The 13,427-nt window shown below is 60.5% G+C and carries 12 protein-coding genes; 3 read left to right on the plus strand and 9 right to left on the minus strand.

The window, feature by feature from the left end; translation table 11 throughout:
- Positions 1 to 18 precede the first annotated feature (18 nt).
- Both hslR and MRK42_RS02205 read right to left on the minus strand, forming a co-directional pair.
- A complete protein-coding gene (gene hslR / locus MRK42_RS02200) occupies positions 19 to 417 on the minus strand; it encodes a ribosome-associated heat shock protein Hsp15 (RefSeq protein WP_026455848.1) in 399 nt (132 codons plus the stop codon).
- Positions 418 to 661: 244 nt separating this feature from the next.
- Positions 662 to 1,039: a hypothetical protein gene (locus MRK42_RS02205; protein WP_042029063.1), complete on the minus strand. Its 378-nt coding sequence runs from the start codon at positions 1,037 to 1,039 to the stop codon at positions 662 to 664.
- Between the two features lie 193 nt (positions 1,040 to 1,232).
- Between MRK42_RS02205 and MRK42_RS02210 the strand changes: the two genes are divergently transcribed.
- Both MRK42_RS02210 and ydiK read left to right on the plus strand, forming a co-directional pair.
- Positions 1,233 to 2,630, plus strand: a complete 1,398-nt coding sequence (locus MRK42_RS02210) for a phosphatase PAP2 family protein (RefSeq protein ID WP_354688860.1) — start codon at positions 1,233 to 1,235, stop codon at positions 2,628 to 2,630.
- Positions 2,627 to 3,718 (plus strand): AI-2E family transporter YdiK, encoded by a 1,092-nt coding sequence (ydiK, locus tag MRK42_RS02215; protein WP_268856277.1) that lies wholly within the window; start codon positions 2,627 to 2,629, stop codon positions 3,716 to 3,718. Before MRK42_RS02210 ends, ydiK begins: the two co-directional genes overlap by 4 nt.
- A 382-nt stretch (positions 3,719 to 4,100) precedes the next feature.
- Here ydiK and MRK42_RS02220 read toward each other — a convergent pair whose 3' ends face one another.
- Positions 4,101 to 4,844: a hypothetical protein gene (locus MRK42_RS02220; RefSeq protein WP_354688861.1), complete on the minus strand. Its 744-nt coding sequence runs from the start codon at positions 4,842 to 4,844 to the stop codon at positions 4,101 to 4,103.
- A 607-nt stretch (positions 4,845 to 5,451) separates the two neighbouring features.
- Between MRK42_RS02220 and dhaR the strand changes: the two genes are divergently transcribed.
- The gene (gene dhaR / locus MRK42_RS02225; RefSeq protein WP_354688862.1) at positions 5,452 to 7,347 is read left to right on the plus strand and encodes a dihydroxyacetone kinase operon transcriptional regulator DhaR; all 1,896 of its coding nucleotides are present in this window, start codon (positions 5,452 to 5,454) and stop codon (positions 7,345 to 7,347) included.
- 87 nt (positions 7,348 to 7,434) lie between these two features.
- On the opposite strand, the gene MRK42_RS02230 is transcribed toward dhaR, so the two are convergent.
- The 6 genes from MRK42_RS02230 to MRK42_RS02255 all read right to left on the minus strand — a co-directional run bounded on the left by MRK42_RS02230 (position 7,435) and on the right by MRK42_RS02255 (position 13,191).
- On the minus strand, positions 7,435 to 8,517 hold the full coding sequence (locus MRK42_RS02230; RefSeq protein WP_354688863.1) for a glycerol dehydrogenase: 1,083 nt from the start codon (positions 8,515 to 8,517) through the stop codon (positions 7,435 to 7,437).
- 136 nt (positions 8,518 to 8,653) lie between these two features.
- Entirely contained in the window at positions 8,654 to 9,370 is a 717-nt protein-coding gene (dhaM, locus tag MRK42_RS02235) for a dihydroxyacetone kinase phosphoryl donor subunit DhaM (RefSeq protein ID WP_354688864.1), read from the minus strand.
- A 2-nt stretch (positions 9,371 to 9,372) separates the two neighbouring features.
- Positions 9,373 to 10,008: a dihydroxyacetone kinase subunit DhaL gene (gene dhaL / locus MRK42_RS02240; RefSeq protein ID WP_354688865.1), complete on the minus strand. Its 636-nt coding sequence runs from the start codon at positions 10,006 to 10,008 to the stop codon at positions 9,373 to 9,375.
- A gap of 9 nt (positions 10,009 to 10,017) precedes the next feature.
- The gene (gene dhaK, locus MRK42_RS02245) at positions 10,018 to 11,088 is read right to left on the minus strand and encodes a dihydroxyacetone kinase subunit DhaK (protein WP_224210910.1); all 1,071 of its coding nucleotides are present in this window, start codon (positions 11,086 to 11,088) and stop codon (positions 10,018 to 10,020) included.
- A gap of 230 nt (positions 11,089 to 11,318) precedes the next feature.
- Positions 11,319 to 12,677, minus strand: a complete 1,359-nt coding sequence (locus MRK42_RS02250) for an NCS2 family permease (RefSeq protein WP_026458174.1) — start codon at positions 12,675 to 12,677, stop codon at positions 11,319 to 11,321.
- Positions 12,678 to 12,978: 301 nt separating this feature from the next.
- Entirely contained in the window at positions 12,979 to 13,191 is a 213-nt protein-coding gene (locus tag MRK42_RS02255; RefSeq protein ID WP_026458175.1) for a cold-shock protein, read from the minus strand.
- Positions 13,192 to 13,427 lie beyond the last annotated feature (236 nt).

Here is a 13,427-nt window from a genome sequence, read left to right on the forward strand (position 1 = left end):
GTCGTTAAATGGGTCGGGTCAGTATTGCTTGACCTTGAGCAACTGGCGCCGCTCCTGTTTGTCGGGGCGACGCTCCGGGCTCGGGGCAAACTGGCTGTTGAAACGGCGGGCTTCGCTGTTCTCGGCCCGTTTCTTCAGGCTGTCAGCCGTCTCTTCATAGAGTTGCTGGGCCAGCGGTGCCGACTTGCGCTGCTCGCTGAGGGCCAGCACCCGCACTTCCCGTTCATCCTGGCCCTGCCAGAAGCGGATTAGTGCCCCTACTTCCACATGTTTGCCCGGTTTGCTGCGCTGGCCATTGTAGTGCACCTTGCCCCCGTCAATCTGATCCCGCGCCAGCGAGCGGGTCTTGTAGAAGCGGGCCGCCCACAACCACTTGTCGAGACGAACCTCGAGGGTGCTTTCTGCATGTTTGGACATGAACGGGCTCCATAACGGGGAAAAGAGGCTGTCGATTATACCAGAGGCGATGGCCGGGATAGAAACCGGGCGACAGGGGAGCCGGCATCGGTGGGCATCCGTGTCACCATCATGTTGGCAGCCTGCTGATTGGAAAGGAGAAATATTGCCAGACTGGATAAACGTCAGGGCTTGGCGCAACACGGTGTCGAAGGCATAAAAATGCCGCCTGGTGGGGCGGCATCGAGGGGCGGCGGGGCCGGGATCAGAAACGATCCTGTTGCTCCGGCTTGTTGCCCTGCTCTTTTTCGCTGTGTTCGATGGCGGTACGGATGAGATCCACCCCGGCGCGGATGATCAGCACCCCCATGTTGACCAGCTTGACGCAGACCCACATGAAAGCGATCAGCAGGATCAGCTTGAGCACTGTCTGGAACGCCTCCAGGAAGTTCTGTTCCAGATTGGCGGTCAGGCCGCTGGCGCTGCTCATCAGCCAGGTGTAAACCTCGCGCACGAAGGGGATGCGGCTCGGCATCTCCAGTACGTCGAGGGCGGCGGGCAGGGCCTGGAAGATGACGATGCTGCCAAACAGGATCAGGATGACACCGAGGGAGATGCCAAGGAAAAAGCCGAACTGTCTCATTAAGGGCTCCAGCATTTGCTGTGTGACATTGAGGTTAGCCCTCAATAGTAGGGAGTCACTCCTCTGACCGCAATCGTGGCGGCGCAGGAGTGGGGGGCAAGCCCGGGCTGGCAAGGGGCGACCGGTGCGATAGCATTGCCCGTTTGACGGATTTCTGGGAGGCTTGTCACCCAGCTTGTCTGAGTGACGGATCATGTTGAAAATCCTGTTGTTACTGTTGATTGCCCTGGGGGCCGGCCTGCCGGTTCAGGGGGCCGAATTGCCGCCGCAAACGGCGCCAAGTGCTGCCGTTTGTGCGATTCGGCACCAGGGTGACGTCTTGCTGGTGCAGGATCGCATCTCTTCCCGCTATAGCCTCAGTGGCGGTTATATCGACGAAGGGGAAACACCGGCCCGGGCGGCGCTGCGAGAGCTTTATGAAGAGACCGGACTCTCGGGCGAGGTGATTAAATCGCTGGGGCGCTGGCAGCGGGCGGAGATCTTCGCCTGCCGCACCCTGGCGCCGATAGTGGCGCAGCAAGGCTCGGGATTTGTCTCCCTCCTGCGGGCCCCCAATCTGGGTGGAGAGATCCTCAACGCCCGTCTGATTGCCATCGATAAGCTGCCCGCCGCAGAGCGCCGCTTTCCGGATCAGCTCGACTGGTTGCAGGGGCGGCTGGACGAGGTGCCCGAGAGCGAGGTGAGCTGGCAAGCGGACTTCGTGGCGCAGGGAAGTAGCTTGCACCGGGCCGAGATCCCCCTGATGGTGCGGTTGCAGCAGTGGCTGGGGCCTGATGTATGGTGGCTCTCGGTCAGCAACCTGTTTGGTTCAGGAGGCTTTCAGCTGGCCCTGATACCTTTGCTGCTGCCTCTGCTGGGCTGGCCACGGTTGCGCCAACTGCTGTTTGTCATGCTCTGGCTCGGTCTACTGGTGCAGGTGGGCAAGGAGAGCATTGGCTGGCCACGTCCCTTCCATTTGTTGCCGGAGCTTGCGGCCAGCAGTGCCCAGGGATTCGGCATGCCGAGCGGCCACACCGCCTCGGCCATGGTGTTCTGGGGGGCGCTGCTCGGCTGGTTGTGGCCGGCGCACCGCTGGCGTGCCACCCTGCTGGCGTTGGTACTCGCTCTTGCTACCGGGTTGGCGCGAGTCTGGCTCGGTGTGCACTTTATCTCGGACGTGGCAGTCGGGCTGCTGCTTGGCGCCCTGGTGCTGGCGATGCGAAGCGCCTGGCGCTATGACGCCCGAGCCACTGGCTGGCTGGTGCTGATCACGTTTGCTTTGGTCAGCGCTGGTTGGGCCCAGTCGACTCATTTGGCCGGGATTGGCGTGGTTGCCCTCGGGCTTTGGCTGGGGGGAACCGCTTCGCTGGCGCGAGGTGGCCATCCTCCCGTGCTGATCGGTGTCGTCACGCTGGCAGGTGGCGCGCTTTTGGGAACCGGCCTGTGGGCCCTGCCGCTGCTTACCAGCAGTTCGCTGGGGATCCTGCTCGGCCAGCTGTCGCTCTTTTTCGGACTGGGGCTCTGGTTGAGCGCCGGTCTCTGGTGGATACTGTCTCTCCTGAATACTGACTCTCTACCCCGGGGAATGGGCCCCGATAAGGGAACGCTATGAATATGAAAAAAGTGGATCTGGCCAAGATAACCCTGGGGGTGCTGTTTATCAGCATCCTCATCATCTCCTGTTTCATGGTGCTGCGCCCCTTTCTGCCCGCGCTGGTGTGGGCCACCATGATCACCATCGCGACCTGGCCGCTGATGCTGATGGTGCAGCGCCTGCTGTGGGGCAAGCGCACGCTGGCGGCGCTGACCATGACGCTGGGATTGTTGCTGATGTTCGTCATTCCGTTGTTTATGACCCTGGCGAACGTGGCGGAGAAGGCGCCCATGCTGATCGAGCTGGGCACCAGTATCAGCCACTCGCCGCCACCCGAGTTGCTCTGGCTGCAACAGATCCCGCTGGTGGGCGCCAAACTCTATGACTTCTGGCAGCAGATCCTGGCCAGCGGTGGTCAGGTGCTGTTTGCCAAGCTGGCCCCCTATTTTGGCCAGACCGCTCGCTGGCTCGCCTCCCAGGCTGGCAATCTGGGCCTGTTGTTTGTCCACTTCCTGCTGACCGTGGGGATCTGCGGTGTGCTCTATCACTCGGGGGAAATGGTCGCGACCGGCATCCGCCGCTTTGCCCATCGTCTGGCGGGGGAGCGCGGCGACAATGCCACCGTGCTCGCCTCCCAGGCGATCCGCGCCGTGGCCATGGGGGTGGTGGTGACCGCCATCGTACAATCCTCGGTGGCAGGGCTGGGTCTGTGGATCGCCGGCATTCCCTACACCATGGTGCTGGTGGTGGTGATGTTCATCCTGATCGTTGCCCAGATCGGCCCCTTCCCCGTACTCTTGGCCTGTATCGGCTATCTCTACTGGAGCGGTGATACCACCTGGGGCACCTTCCTGCTGGTGTGGTCGCTGATCGCCGGGACCATGGACAACTTCCTGCGCCCCTTCCTTATCAAGCGCGGTGCCGACCTGCCCCTCATCCTCATTCTGGTGGGGGTTATCGGCGGCTTGCTGACCATGGGGATCATCGGTCTCTTTATCGGCCCCGTGGTGTTGGCGGTGGGTTACACCCTGCTGGATGCCTGGATCAAGGAAGGAGATCACCTGCCAGAGGCGACCGCCGTCGCTGCACAGCCCAAGGCCGAGTGAAGGTTCAACATAAATAGCTGATGCATAGAGCCGCCCAATGGGCGGCTATTTTGTTTATTACCGTCCCATGCAGGTTCGATTAGCGAAGCGTAATCGGATGATCGAGATGCCGTTGCCCCGGTGTTTCCGTGAATCAGCGGCATCTGACCGAGAGTAAATGTGGGTAGCCGTTATAGCGGGAGAATCGATTTTCGCGAACGTCCGATTACGCCTGACGGCTAATCGAACCTACGGGCTTAAATGTTTTGTTATGCGTTAGATGCCAATATGGACACGTAGTTTTCAGCTGCCCAATACGCTAGCTTTTGACACATCCTCAATTTGTCGTGCGATACCAGATGATCATTATGCGCCAATTCATTTCGTATATCAGCAAGATATATCATTTCATTTTTTCAAATTCATTATTTAAAGCTGACAGCAAATAGTATATTTTAGCTCTTTGGCTCCCCCGACTTAATAGCTTGAAGCTAACCATTTCCTTTACAACTGAACTACTAGTTTCACAGTATTGAGTTGATGCTAGGTCATCAGCTACAATCTCCACTACCTTATAAAAAGACATAAAGCTATAATTTTCAGAAATATCCTTCAGCTTCAGCCCTTCTTGTAAATACTTGCGTATATTTACAATCTTCTTTGCTTTCTTGGAATTTAATGACTTTGCTGTTTCATATTTCTTTAAAAACACCTCAAATTCCCTTTTAGGGACGGCCTGATAGCTCGTTTGAATATATAAAGAGCACGCGCCACCGATACTTGGTAACCAAGAGCCTTCGTATTCCTCCCATGCTTCATAGGAAAGACCAATATCAAAATCAAACTCTAGCCAAGTAAAAATTTCATTTAGTATGTTTTCTATGTCGAAATTTCCGCCCCCTTGATGCTGAGAGGAACCAACAATAACTTCACATACAAATGCAGGGTCATGCCTCATACTAAGGTCACGTGGGATTCCCTGATGAGAATAAGGTGTTAATTTCACCTCATATGTTTCGAATTGAAAATTTAGTTCTTGTTCGATCGAGTGGTTTGAATATACAACGGTTCGACTTTTGTAGCGTGTAGGTTCGATTCCTAGATTTCGATATTCTAGCCACTTATGTGCATTTTCTTTCGTAACCATATTGCGCCTATTATTAAAATGAGAGAAAGGCATAAAAGTGATTGTGTGGACGGCGATAGTAATTCATTAATAGAACTTTCCATATAACTTAGGTTCGCCCTGCTCACAGCTGAAAGATTCATTTTAAATGACAGCATTGCCGACCTGCCTCTGGTGCTGAACGTATTCGTTCAAAGTTTCCCTTTGGCTCTGCTTTTCGCTACTGAGCAAAAATACACTTCTGGGGAGGCAATGGGAAGTACCATCCCGTCTCAGCCTCTTGAATAACTCGGGAATGTGATCGAGGTGACACGACATATGGCATCTCTGGTCAAGATGCAGAGCCGAGGCGAATCATGGGGCTCGTGGTTAACAAAAATGGGCATGGTGATATAACCCGTGGTGTCGCAACGCCCCGGGTTATCGGTCGGTAGGGGAGGGTCAGGCGGGCTGGTGGAGGGTGATGCAGTGAATGCCGCCGCCACCGGCGGCAGCCTTGTCGCCCAACTCGGGGGCAAACCCGACCGGGATAAGGACGGGGTTACCACCCTCTGCGGCAGGTCACTGAATCGGGGGCGCTGGCGTGGTTAAATGGTCGGCTAACATCTTGCCGGATATTGCTGTGACCATGCCATCTGACCTTCAGCCACTGCAGCCCTGGCCTGACTATCTGCAGGCCTCCTGGCTGCGCTGTGCCCACCAGACCAGCGCGACACTCTGGCACCCGCCTCACTGCGCCAGGGGGCAGACTTTGCAAAGCCTGCGTCAGCGCAAGCGGGAGCTGCTCACCACCGGCGAGATGGCCCTCGAAGATCTCTACGAATTTATGGAAGAACGCCCCTGCGCCCTGCTGCTCACCGACGAGAGCGGCTGCCTGCTGGCCCGCACCGGCCACGGCGAGACCCTGAAGGCGCTCGATGCGCTGGGTTTTGGCCCCGGCGCCTTCTTCTGCGAGGGGCGCATCGGCACCAATGCCATCAATCTGGCAGCGCTGGAGGGGATGCCGCTCTGCGTCAGCGGCTCTCAGCATTTCAACCACACCCTGCACCCGTGGCACTGCTGCGCCAGCCCGGTTTACAACAGCAATGGCCGCCAGGTCGCCATCGTTGCCCTGATCTGCAAGGTGGAGGCGGCGACGGCGGGGGATCTGGCGCTCACCGTCAGTGCCGGCCGCGAACTGGCCCATCTGCTGCAGGCGGAGCGCCTGATGCAGGAGTCCCAGCACCATCTGAGCGAGCTTTACGCCCTGCTCGATGGCATGGATGACGGCGTGCTGGCCTGGGATCCCCAGGGCCGGCTGCGTTACCTCAACGCCCTGGCGGCCAGGCGGCTGCGGCTCGACCCGGATCTCTGCCTCGGCCAGCCGCTGGAGCAGCACCTGCTGCTGCCCCAGCGACTGCAACTCGCCATCAAGGGGCAGACGCCGCTCAGCCACGTGGAGGTGACGTTGGAGCGCACGAGCACAGGGGAGTTCATCAATGCGCTGGTGAGTCTCAAGCCGTTGCCCGGGCCGGATGGGGTCAGCTTTATCGTCCTGCTCCATCCTGTCGACAGGCTGCGCGCCATCCATCAGTTGCGCCAGACGGTGCCCGAGCTGTCGGCGCTGGTGGGGGAGTCGAGCGCCATGCGCAAACTGCTGCGCTACGCCCGTCAGGCGGCTCAGGGGCAGGGGCCAGTCCTGCTGCGCGGCGAGGAGGAGGTGGGCAAGGCCCAGCTGGCCGAGGCCATCCATTTCGGCAGCGATCGGGCCGCCGGCCCTCTTGTCACCCTCAATTGTCAGGCACTGCCGAGCGAGCGGATGGCGCTGGAGCTGATGGGCTCCGACGAAGCGGGGCAGGAGCGGGCCGGCAAGTTCGAGCTGGCCCACGGCGGCACGCTGGTGCTGGAACAGATCGAGTTTCTGCCTGCCCCCATGCAGGCGGCCCTGCTGCAGTTGCTCAAGACAGGTCGCATCCAGCGTTTCGACTCGGCTCGCGTGTTGCCGCTCAAAGTGCGGATCATCGCCACCAGCAGCGCCCCGCTGGAGCAGAAGGTGCAGGAGGGGAGTTTCGGCCGTCAGCTGCTCTATGCCCTGCAGGCGTGCGAGCTTTGGTTGCCGAGCCTGCGGGAGCGCACGGCGGATCTGCCCGGGCTTATCAGCCAGCAGCTGGCGGCGCAGGGGCGTGAGCCGGTGCGCCACTTCAGCCCGGCGGCCCTCGACTGTCTGCTGGCCTATTCCTGGCCCGGCAATCTGGGGGAGCTGCGCAGCGCCATCGAGCATGCCCTGCTTCACTCCAGCCAGGCGCAGATCCCGCCGGAGGCGCTGCCGGCCGCCATTCGTCATGGCTATCGGCTGGTTGAAGACGAGGTGGTGGGGCAGCCGCTGCTTACCCTGGCCGAGCTGGAGCGCCAGGCCATCCTGCGCACCGCTCACGCCTGCAAGGGGCAGGTCAGTCTGATGGCCAGGCAGCTTGGCATAGGCCGCACTACCCTCTGGCGGCGGCTAAAAACCCTCGGTATCGATCCCGCCGACTACCACGGGTAACGGCTGTGCATCGGTCTGTGCCACCGGAAAGGCGCAAAACAACAAGGCCCCGCAATGGCGGGGCCTCTTCATATGGCCAGCGTGTCGTTACAGCCCCAGTTGGTGGGCGGTGACGATGGCCGCCAGCACATCTTCCGCAGTGACCTTGAACGGCATGTTGTGGATGGTCTCGCCCTCGGCGGTGGAGGCCTTGGCCACGTCCATCAGGCGTGCCATATCCAGCTCCTTGACTCCCATCATATGCAGGTTGGTCGGCAGGCCCACCGAGAGGCAGAAACCCAGCACTGTCTCGATCTCCGCCATGGGGGCATTCTCCAGCACCAGTTGCACCAGAGTACCAAACGCCACCTTCTCGCCGTGGTAGAGGTGATGGCACTCATCAAGCTGGGTCAAACCGTTGTGGATGGCGTGGGCGGCGGCGAGACCACTGCTCTCGAAGCCGATGCCGCTGAGATAAGTGTTGGCCTCGATGATGTTCTCCACCGCTCTGGTGCAGAGCCCCTGTTCCACCGCCAGCTTGGCCTTGTAACCATCGGCCAGCAGGGTCTGGTAGCAGAGCTCGGCGATGGCCTGGGCCGCCAGGGTGGAGGCGCCACCGGCCATGGTCTGGCAGCCGGAGACCTTGTTGGCGCGCGCCTCGAAGTAGGTGGAGAGCGCATCCCCCATGCCGGAGACCAACAGCCGCACCGGCGCGCGGGAGACCACGCCGGTATCCATGATGACCATGTCGGGGTTGGTCGGGATCATCAGGTATTCGCTGAACTGCCCCTGTGGGGTGTAGATGACCGCCAGTGCGCTGGTGGGGGCATCGGTGGAGGCGATGGTCGGCACTATGACCACTGGCAGTTTCTGGTAGAAGGCGACGGCCTTGGCGGTATCGAGCGTCTTGCCGCCGCCGATGCCGATGATGACGTCAAAGGGCGTCTGGCTGCAGCGGGCCAGCAGCCGGTCGATCTCGGGGCGTGAGCACTCGCCGTTGAAGCAGTCGAACTCGGGCTGGATCCCGGCCCCGTGGCAACTGGTGGAGACCGTGTCACCCACCAGTCTGGTGACGAAGGCATCGGCCAGAATGAGCGGCTTGCTGCCGAGCGCCTTGACGTAGTTGCCGAGATTGGCGAGGGCCCCGTTGCCTTGTACATATTTGCTGGGGCTGATGATGATGCGATCCATTTTCTATCCCTCTTTCTGTGAGAATCGGGGCGAAGTGTCCGGGGATAGCCCCGGAGCACCTCGTCTTGAAAAGGCGCCAAATGTGCGGCGAATCGGGCCGATACGGCGCCTGAAACAGCAGACCGGTGAGCGGCGGTCAGTCGCCGAAACGCTCATCGGCAAGCTGCCGGAAGCAGGCCAGTGCGGCCTCGGCATCCTCTCCGCGGGCCAGCAGGGTCAGGCGATCCCCCTGGCGTACGTCGAGCATGGCGAGCCGGGTCAGGCTGCGGGGATTGGCTTCTTTCTCTCCCTTTTGCAGTTTCAACTCGGCGGTGAAGGGCTTGAGGCTGGCCACCAGACGGGCTGCAGGGCGCACGTGCAGACCGTGGGCATTCTCTACCACCACTTCGCAGTGCAGCCAGCCCTGCTCGGCGGCCGGGGTTGGGTCGGCAGTATCTTGGGGCGCGCTGGTCGGCAGCATGGCCTGTTTCGGGCCCAGGGCCCCCAGCGCCTCGGTGGCCACCTCGTCCAGGCTGAGGCCGGAGCCGGCTGCCACCACGGCGGCCAGGGTGCCCTCGACCAGCGGGGCAGGGCAGAGTCGCACCCGGGCGCCCAGCTCGGGAGGCAGCAGCTCGAGGGCGGTCTCGGCGCTCAAGAGAGCGCTGCCAAGATCCATCAGCACCAGCACGCCACTGCCGTCATCCGCTTCTTCGATCGCACTCATCACGGCGATGGCATCGGTGCCGATGGGGTGGTCGGGGTCATTGACCCCGGCCGCCAGCCGCAACCGGGCCGGGCTGCCCAGCTGACCGGCCAGTTCCTGCAGACCGGCCGCCAGGGTGGCGCTGTGAGAGACAACTACGATTCCTATCATGTTTACAACCTCGCTCTGTCACGCAGGGCGGTCAACAGCAACAGGGTCGAGGTGGCCCCGGGATCCTGATGGCCTATGCTGCGCTCGCCGAGATAACTGGCGCGCCCCTTGCGGGCCTGCATCTGTATGGTGGACTCGGTGCCGGCAGTGGCGGCTGCCACCGCCTTGTCCAGCGCCTCGGGCAGCGGCAGAGCCTGCTGCTCGGCTTGTTGCAGTGCAGCCAGGGCGGGCCACCAGGCGTCGCACATGGTCTTGTCGCCCGGCTCGGCGCGACCGCGGGAGACGATCCCCTCCACCCCGTCGCTCAACATCTTGCAAAGCTGGTTCAGGTTCAGGTTCAGGCTCTGGCAGGCATCGCTGCTGGCCGCGGCACGGATGAAGAAGGTGCCGTAGAGGGGGCCGCTGGCGCCCCCCACGGAGGAGAGCAGGGTCATGCCGGTGGTTTTCAGCACCTGGCCGATGTCCTTGTCCGCCACTGCTGGCAGCTTTTCGGCCACCTTGGCAAAGCCGCGCTGCATGTTGAGGCCGTGATCCCCATCGCCGATGTCGGTATCAAGCGCGGTCAGGTAGTCGCGCTGATCGGTGAAGATGTGCTCGCAGTCGAGCAGCCAGTTGACGATTTGATGCTTGCTTAACATGGACATTCCTTAGCAGCCGCGACGCAGGGCGGGGGTGTTAACGGGGGCATCCCACAGGGTCATCAGCTCATCATCCACCTTGAGCAGGGTGATGGAGATGCCGGTCATGTCGAGAGAGGTGCAGTAGGGACCGATGAGGTTGCGCACCAGATGAATGCCCGCCTCTTCACACAGGGCGGCGAGCCGGCCATAGACGCCGTAGAGCTCGGAGATGGGGGTTCCCCCCAGGCTGTTGACCAGCGCGATGACCCGGTCGCCCTTGTTGAGCGGCTCGATAAAGGTGTGCTCCTCCTGCCAGCTGCCACTGGCGCGATCCCAGTGACGCAGGGTACGGCCATAGGGGCGGTTGTCGGTCAGCTCCTTGAACATGTCGTCCACCAGAGCGTTGAGGTCGGTGAAGGGGCGGCGCTCGATGCCCGGCTCGCCATGGATGCCGACCCCGAACTCCACCTCGTTGTCCGCCAGGGTGAAGGAGGGCTTGCCGGCGGCCGGCACTGTGCAGGCGTGCATGGCCACCCCAATGGTGCGGCTCTGATTGTTGATGCGGCGGGCCAGTGCCTCGCTGCGCGCCAGGTCATAGCCCGCCTCGGCGGCGGCACCTACCAGTTTTTCACACAGCACTGTGGTGGCGACGCCGCGACGGCCTGCGGTGTAGAGACTGTCTTTGACCGCCACGTCGTCATCGATGAGGGCGAAGCCCACCTTGACCCCGTCACCGTGCAGCAGCTCAACCGCGGTCTCGAAGTTGAGCACGTCGCCGGTGTAGTTCTTCACCAGAAACAGCACGCCAGCACCGCCGTCGACCGCCTGCCCACACTCATACATCTGATCCGGCGTGGGCGAGGTGAAGATCTCGCCGGGGCAGGCACCATCTAGCATGCCCTTGCCCACCAGACCGCCGTGCATCGGCTCGTGGCCGCTGCCACCGCCGGAGACCAGCGCCACCTTGCCCTGTACGGGGGCATCGGCGCGGGTGATGTAGTGGGGTTCGATACGGACCTTGAGCTCGGGATGGGCGGCAGCCATCCCCATCAGTTGTTCACGGACCACGGCATCGACGGCATTGATCAGTTTCTTCATGGCTCACTCCTTGGCTTGCCACCGCATGGTGGGCAAATGGTTGGTGGAGCCAGTCTAGCGAGAGAAAGCGGGAGAAAAATGACGGCCGTTACGGTTCGGATCTGAAACAGCCTGAGGGCGCTTGTCGTTTCAAACTGAAACGCCGACGGTTGGAATGAAGGGGAAATGTTAGCCGGGTCACAACCACGAAAAAGGGCCCCCGCAGGAGCCCTTTTCGATAACCGGAGGTATTAGATGGCCCAGCCACCGGCGTAGAAGATCACCAGCGCCACGGCGATGATGACGGTGCCGATGTTGAGCTTTTTCCACTCGGCGGCAAACAGGCGGCCGATCACCAGCGCCACGAAGCCCAGCATGATGCCGGTGACTATGTTGCAGGTCAGCACGATAAAGACGGCGCACAGCATGCCGGAGAGAGCATCGACCGAATCGCTGAAGTCCAGCTTGGTGACGTTGCCCAGCATCAGCAGACCCACGTACATCAGGGCCGGTGCGGTGGCGTAAGCCGGCACCAGATAGCTCAGCGGAGAGAGGAAGATCATCAGCAGGAACAGCACGCCAACCAGGGTGGCGGTCAGGCCGGTCTTGCCACCGGCGGCGGTGCCTGCGGCCGATTCAATGTAGACGGCGGCCGGTGCACCACCGACGGCGCCTGCCACCATGCTGCTGACGGAGTCGGCAGTCAGTGCCTTGCCGCCACTGATGATGTGGCCGCGCTCGTTGATAAGGCCGGCCTGGCCAGCTACGGCACGGATGGTGCCGGTGGCGTCAAATACGGCTGTCATCACCAGTGCCAGCACGGTGGGGATGACCACCGGGTTGAGGGCGCCCAGCAGATCCATGCTGCCTACCAGAGAGCCTTTCTCGCCGGTCAGGCTCGGCATGGCGAAGAAGCCCTGCCAGGTCACTTTCGGGTCGAATATGAGGCCGAGGATGGAGATGGCGATGATCACCATCAGGATGCCGCCCGGCACCTTGCGGCGCTCCAGGCCGAAGATGGCGGCCAGACCCAGCACCGTCATGATGACGGGGAAGGCGGTCACTTCACCGAGCTGGACCGGCAGACCGGCCCCTTCGTTCTTGATCACCATGCCGACGCCGTTGGTGGCGATCAGCAGCAGGAACAGGCCGATCCCGATGCCGGTACCGTGGGCGATGCCGGAGGGAAGGTTGTCCAGGATCCACTGACGCACGCCGGTGACGCTGATCAGAGTGAACAGCACCCCCATCAGGAAGATGGCGCCCAGCGCCACCGGAATGCTCAGCCCTTGCCCCAGCACCAGGCTGAAGGCAGTAAAGGCGGTGAGGGAGATGGCGCAACCGATGGCCATGGGCAGCTTGGCCCACAGACCCATCAGCAGGGAGCCGAAGGCGGCGATCAAGCAGGTAGCCACGAAGACGGGACCCTGCTCGAAGCCGGCGGCACCCAGCATGTTCGGCACCACTATGATGCTGTAGACCATGGCCAGGAAGGTGGTCAGCCCCGCGACCAGCTCCTGACGCACGCTACTGCCGCGCGCAGAAATGGAAAAATAAGAGTCCAGAAAGCCGCCGTTCCCTGATTGGGCGGCCATATCTTGCTTTGCCATAACTAATCCTGAAAGTGTGAAGGAAATCGTTTGCGTTGGTGGCGCGCAAAATAGCAAGAAATTGCAGCAAATGCAGCGGATAACCCGAAATTTTCGTCAAGATCTCCACATAAGGAGCCATTCGGGATTTTTTTCGGGCCAAAGCGACTCGAGCAGGAGAGGCATGTGTGATGCCGGTTGTCTGGTGAGAGGTTAAAGGAGTGACATATGGATAACAAAAAACCCGCCAAGGCGGGTTTTTTCAATGCTTGCAGTGTACTCAGCCAATGGCATGAGTCATCGCCAGACGGTTTGACCTGAATTACAGGGCAACGACGTTGGCAGCTGCCGGGCCTTTCTGGCCTTGTTCGATGGTGAACTCTACGCGCTGACCTTCTTCCAGGGTTTTGAAACCGTTGGACTGGATGGCGGAGAAGTGAACGAACACGTCCTTGCTGCCGTCAACCGGGGAGATGAAACCAAAACCTTTCTCGGCGTTGAAGAACTTAACGGTACCAGTCACTTTGTTAGACATAATAATTTCTCTTTAAATAGTGTTTGAAATGCCATTACGGCAGTCGGTGATTATTCGTCAGCAATACGTATGGGGAGCACTAAAGAAGGAGAATTATTTGACAGGAATTATAAAGATAACGCCTATTGTAATCACTGCTTTACTAAAATGTCTGCCTAACATAAACAGGTCTGAACTGCCGAACCATCGTGAAGGATTAAAACACTCTCCCATTTCTAAAGCAAACTTTATCTTGA

Origin of the sequence: Aeromonas sp. 19NY04SH05-1, from assembly GCF_040581895.1 — a bacterium.
Taxonomy (GTDB): domain Bacteria; phylum Pseudomonadota; class Gammaproteobacteria; order Enterobacterales; family Aeromonadaceae; genus Aeromonas; species Aeromonas enteropelogenes.

Excerpts from the sequence above, each read along its gene's own strand:
- MRK42_RS02205 (WP_042029063.1), bottom strand. The coding sequence starts at position 1,039 with ATGAGACAGTTCGGCTTTTTCCTTGGCATCTCCCTCGGTGTCATCCTG.
- MRK42_RS02255 (WP_026458175.1), bottom strand. The coding sequence starts at position 13,191 with ATGTCTAACAAAGTGACTGGTACCGTTAAGTTCTTCAACGCCGAGAAA.
- dhaR (WP_354688862.1), top strand. The coding sequence starts at position 5,452 with ATGCCATCTGACCTTCAGCCACTGCAGCCCTGGCCTGACTATCTGCAG.
- dhaL (WP_354688865.1), bottom strand. The coding sequence starts at position 10,008 with ATGTTAAGCAAGCATCAAATCGTCAACTGGCTGCTCGACTGCGAGCAC.
- ydiK (WP_268856277.1), top strand. The coding sequence starts at position 2,627 with ATGAATATGAAAAAAGTGGATCTGGCCAAGATAACCCTGGGGGTGCTG.
- MRK42_RS02250 (WP_026458174.1), bottom strand. The coding sequence starts at position 12,677 with ATGGCAAAGCAAGATATGGCCGCCCAATCAGGGAACGGCGGCTTTCTG.
- hslR (WP_026455848.1), bottom strand. The coding sequence starts at position 417 with ATGTCCAAACATGCAGAAAGCACCCTCGAGGTTCGTCTCGACAAGTGG.
- MRK42_RS02210 (WP_354688860.1), top strand. The coding sequence starts at position 1,233 with ATGTTGAAAATCCTGTTGTTACTGTTGATTGCCCTGGGGGCCGGCCTG.
- MRK42_RS02220 (WP_354688861.1), bottom strand. The coding sequence starts at position 4,844 with ATGGTTACGAAAGAAAATGCACATAAGTGGCTAGAATATCGAAATCTA.
- MRK42_RS02230 (WP_354688863.1), bottom strand. The coding sequence starts at position 8,517 with ATGGATCGCATCATCATCAGCCCCAGCAAATATGTACAAGGCAACGGG.
- dhaM (WP_354688864.1), bottom strand. The coding sequence starts at position 9,370 with ATGATAGGAATCGTAGTTGTCTCTCACAGCGCCACCCTGGCGGCCGGT.
- dhaK (WP_224210910.1), bottom strand. The coding sequence starts at position 11,088 with ATGAAGAAACTGATCAATGCCGTCGATGCCGTGGTCCGTGAACAACTG.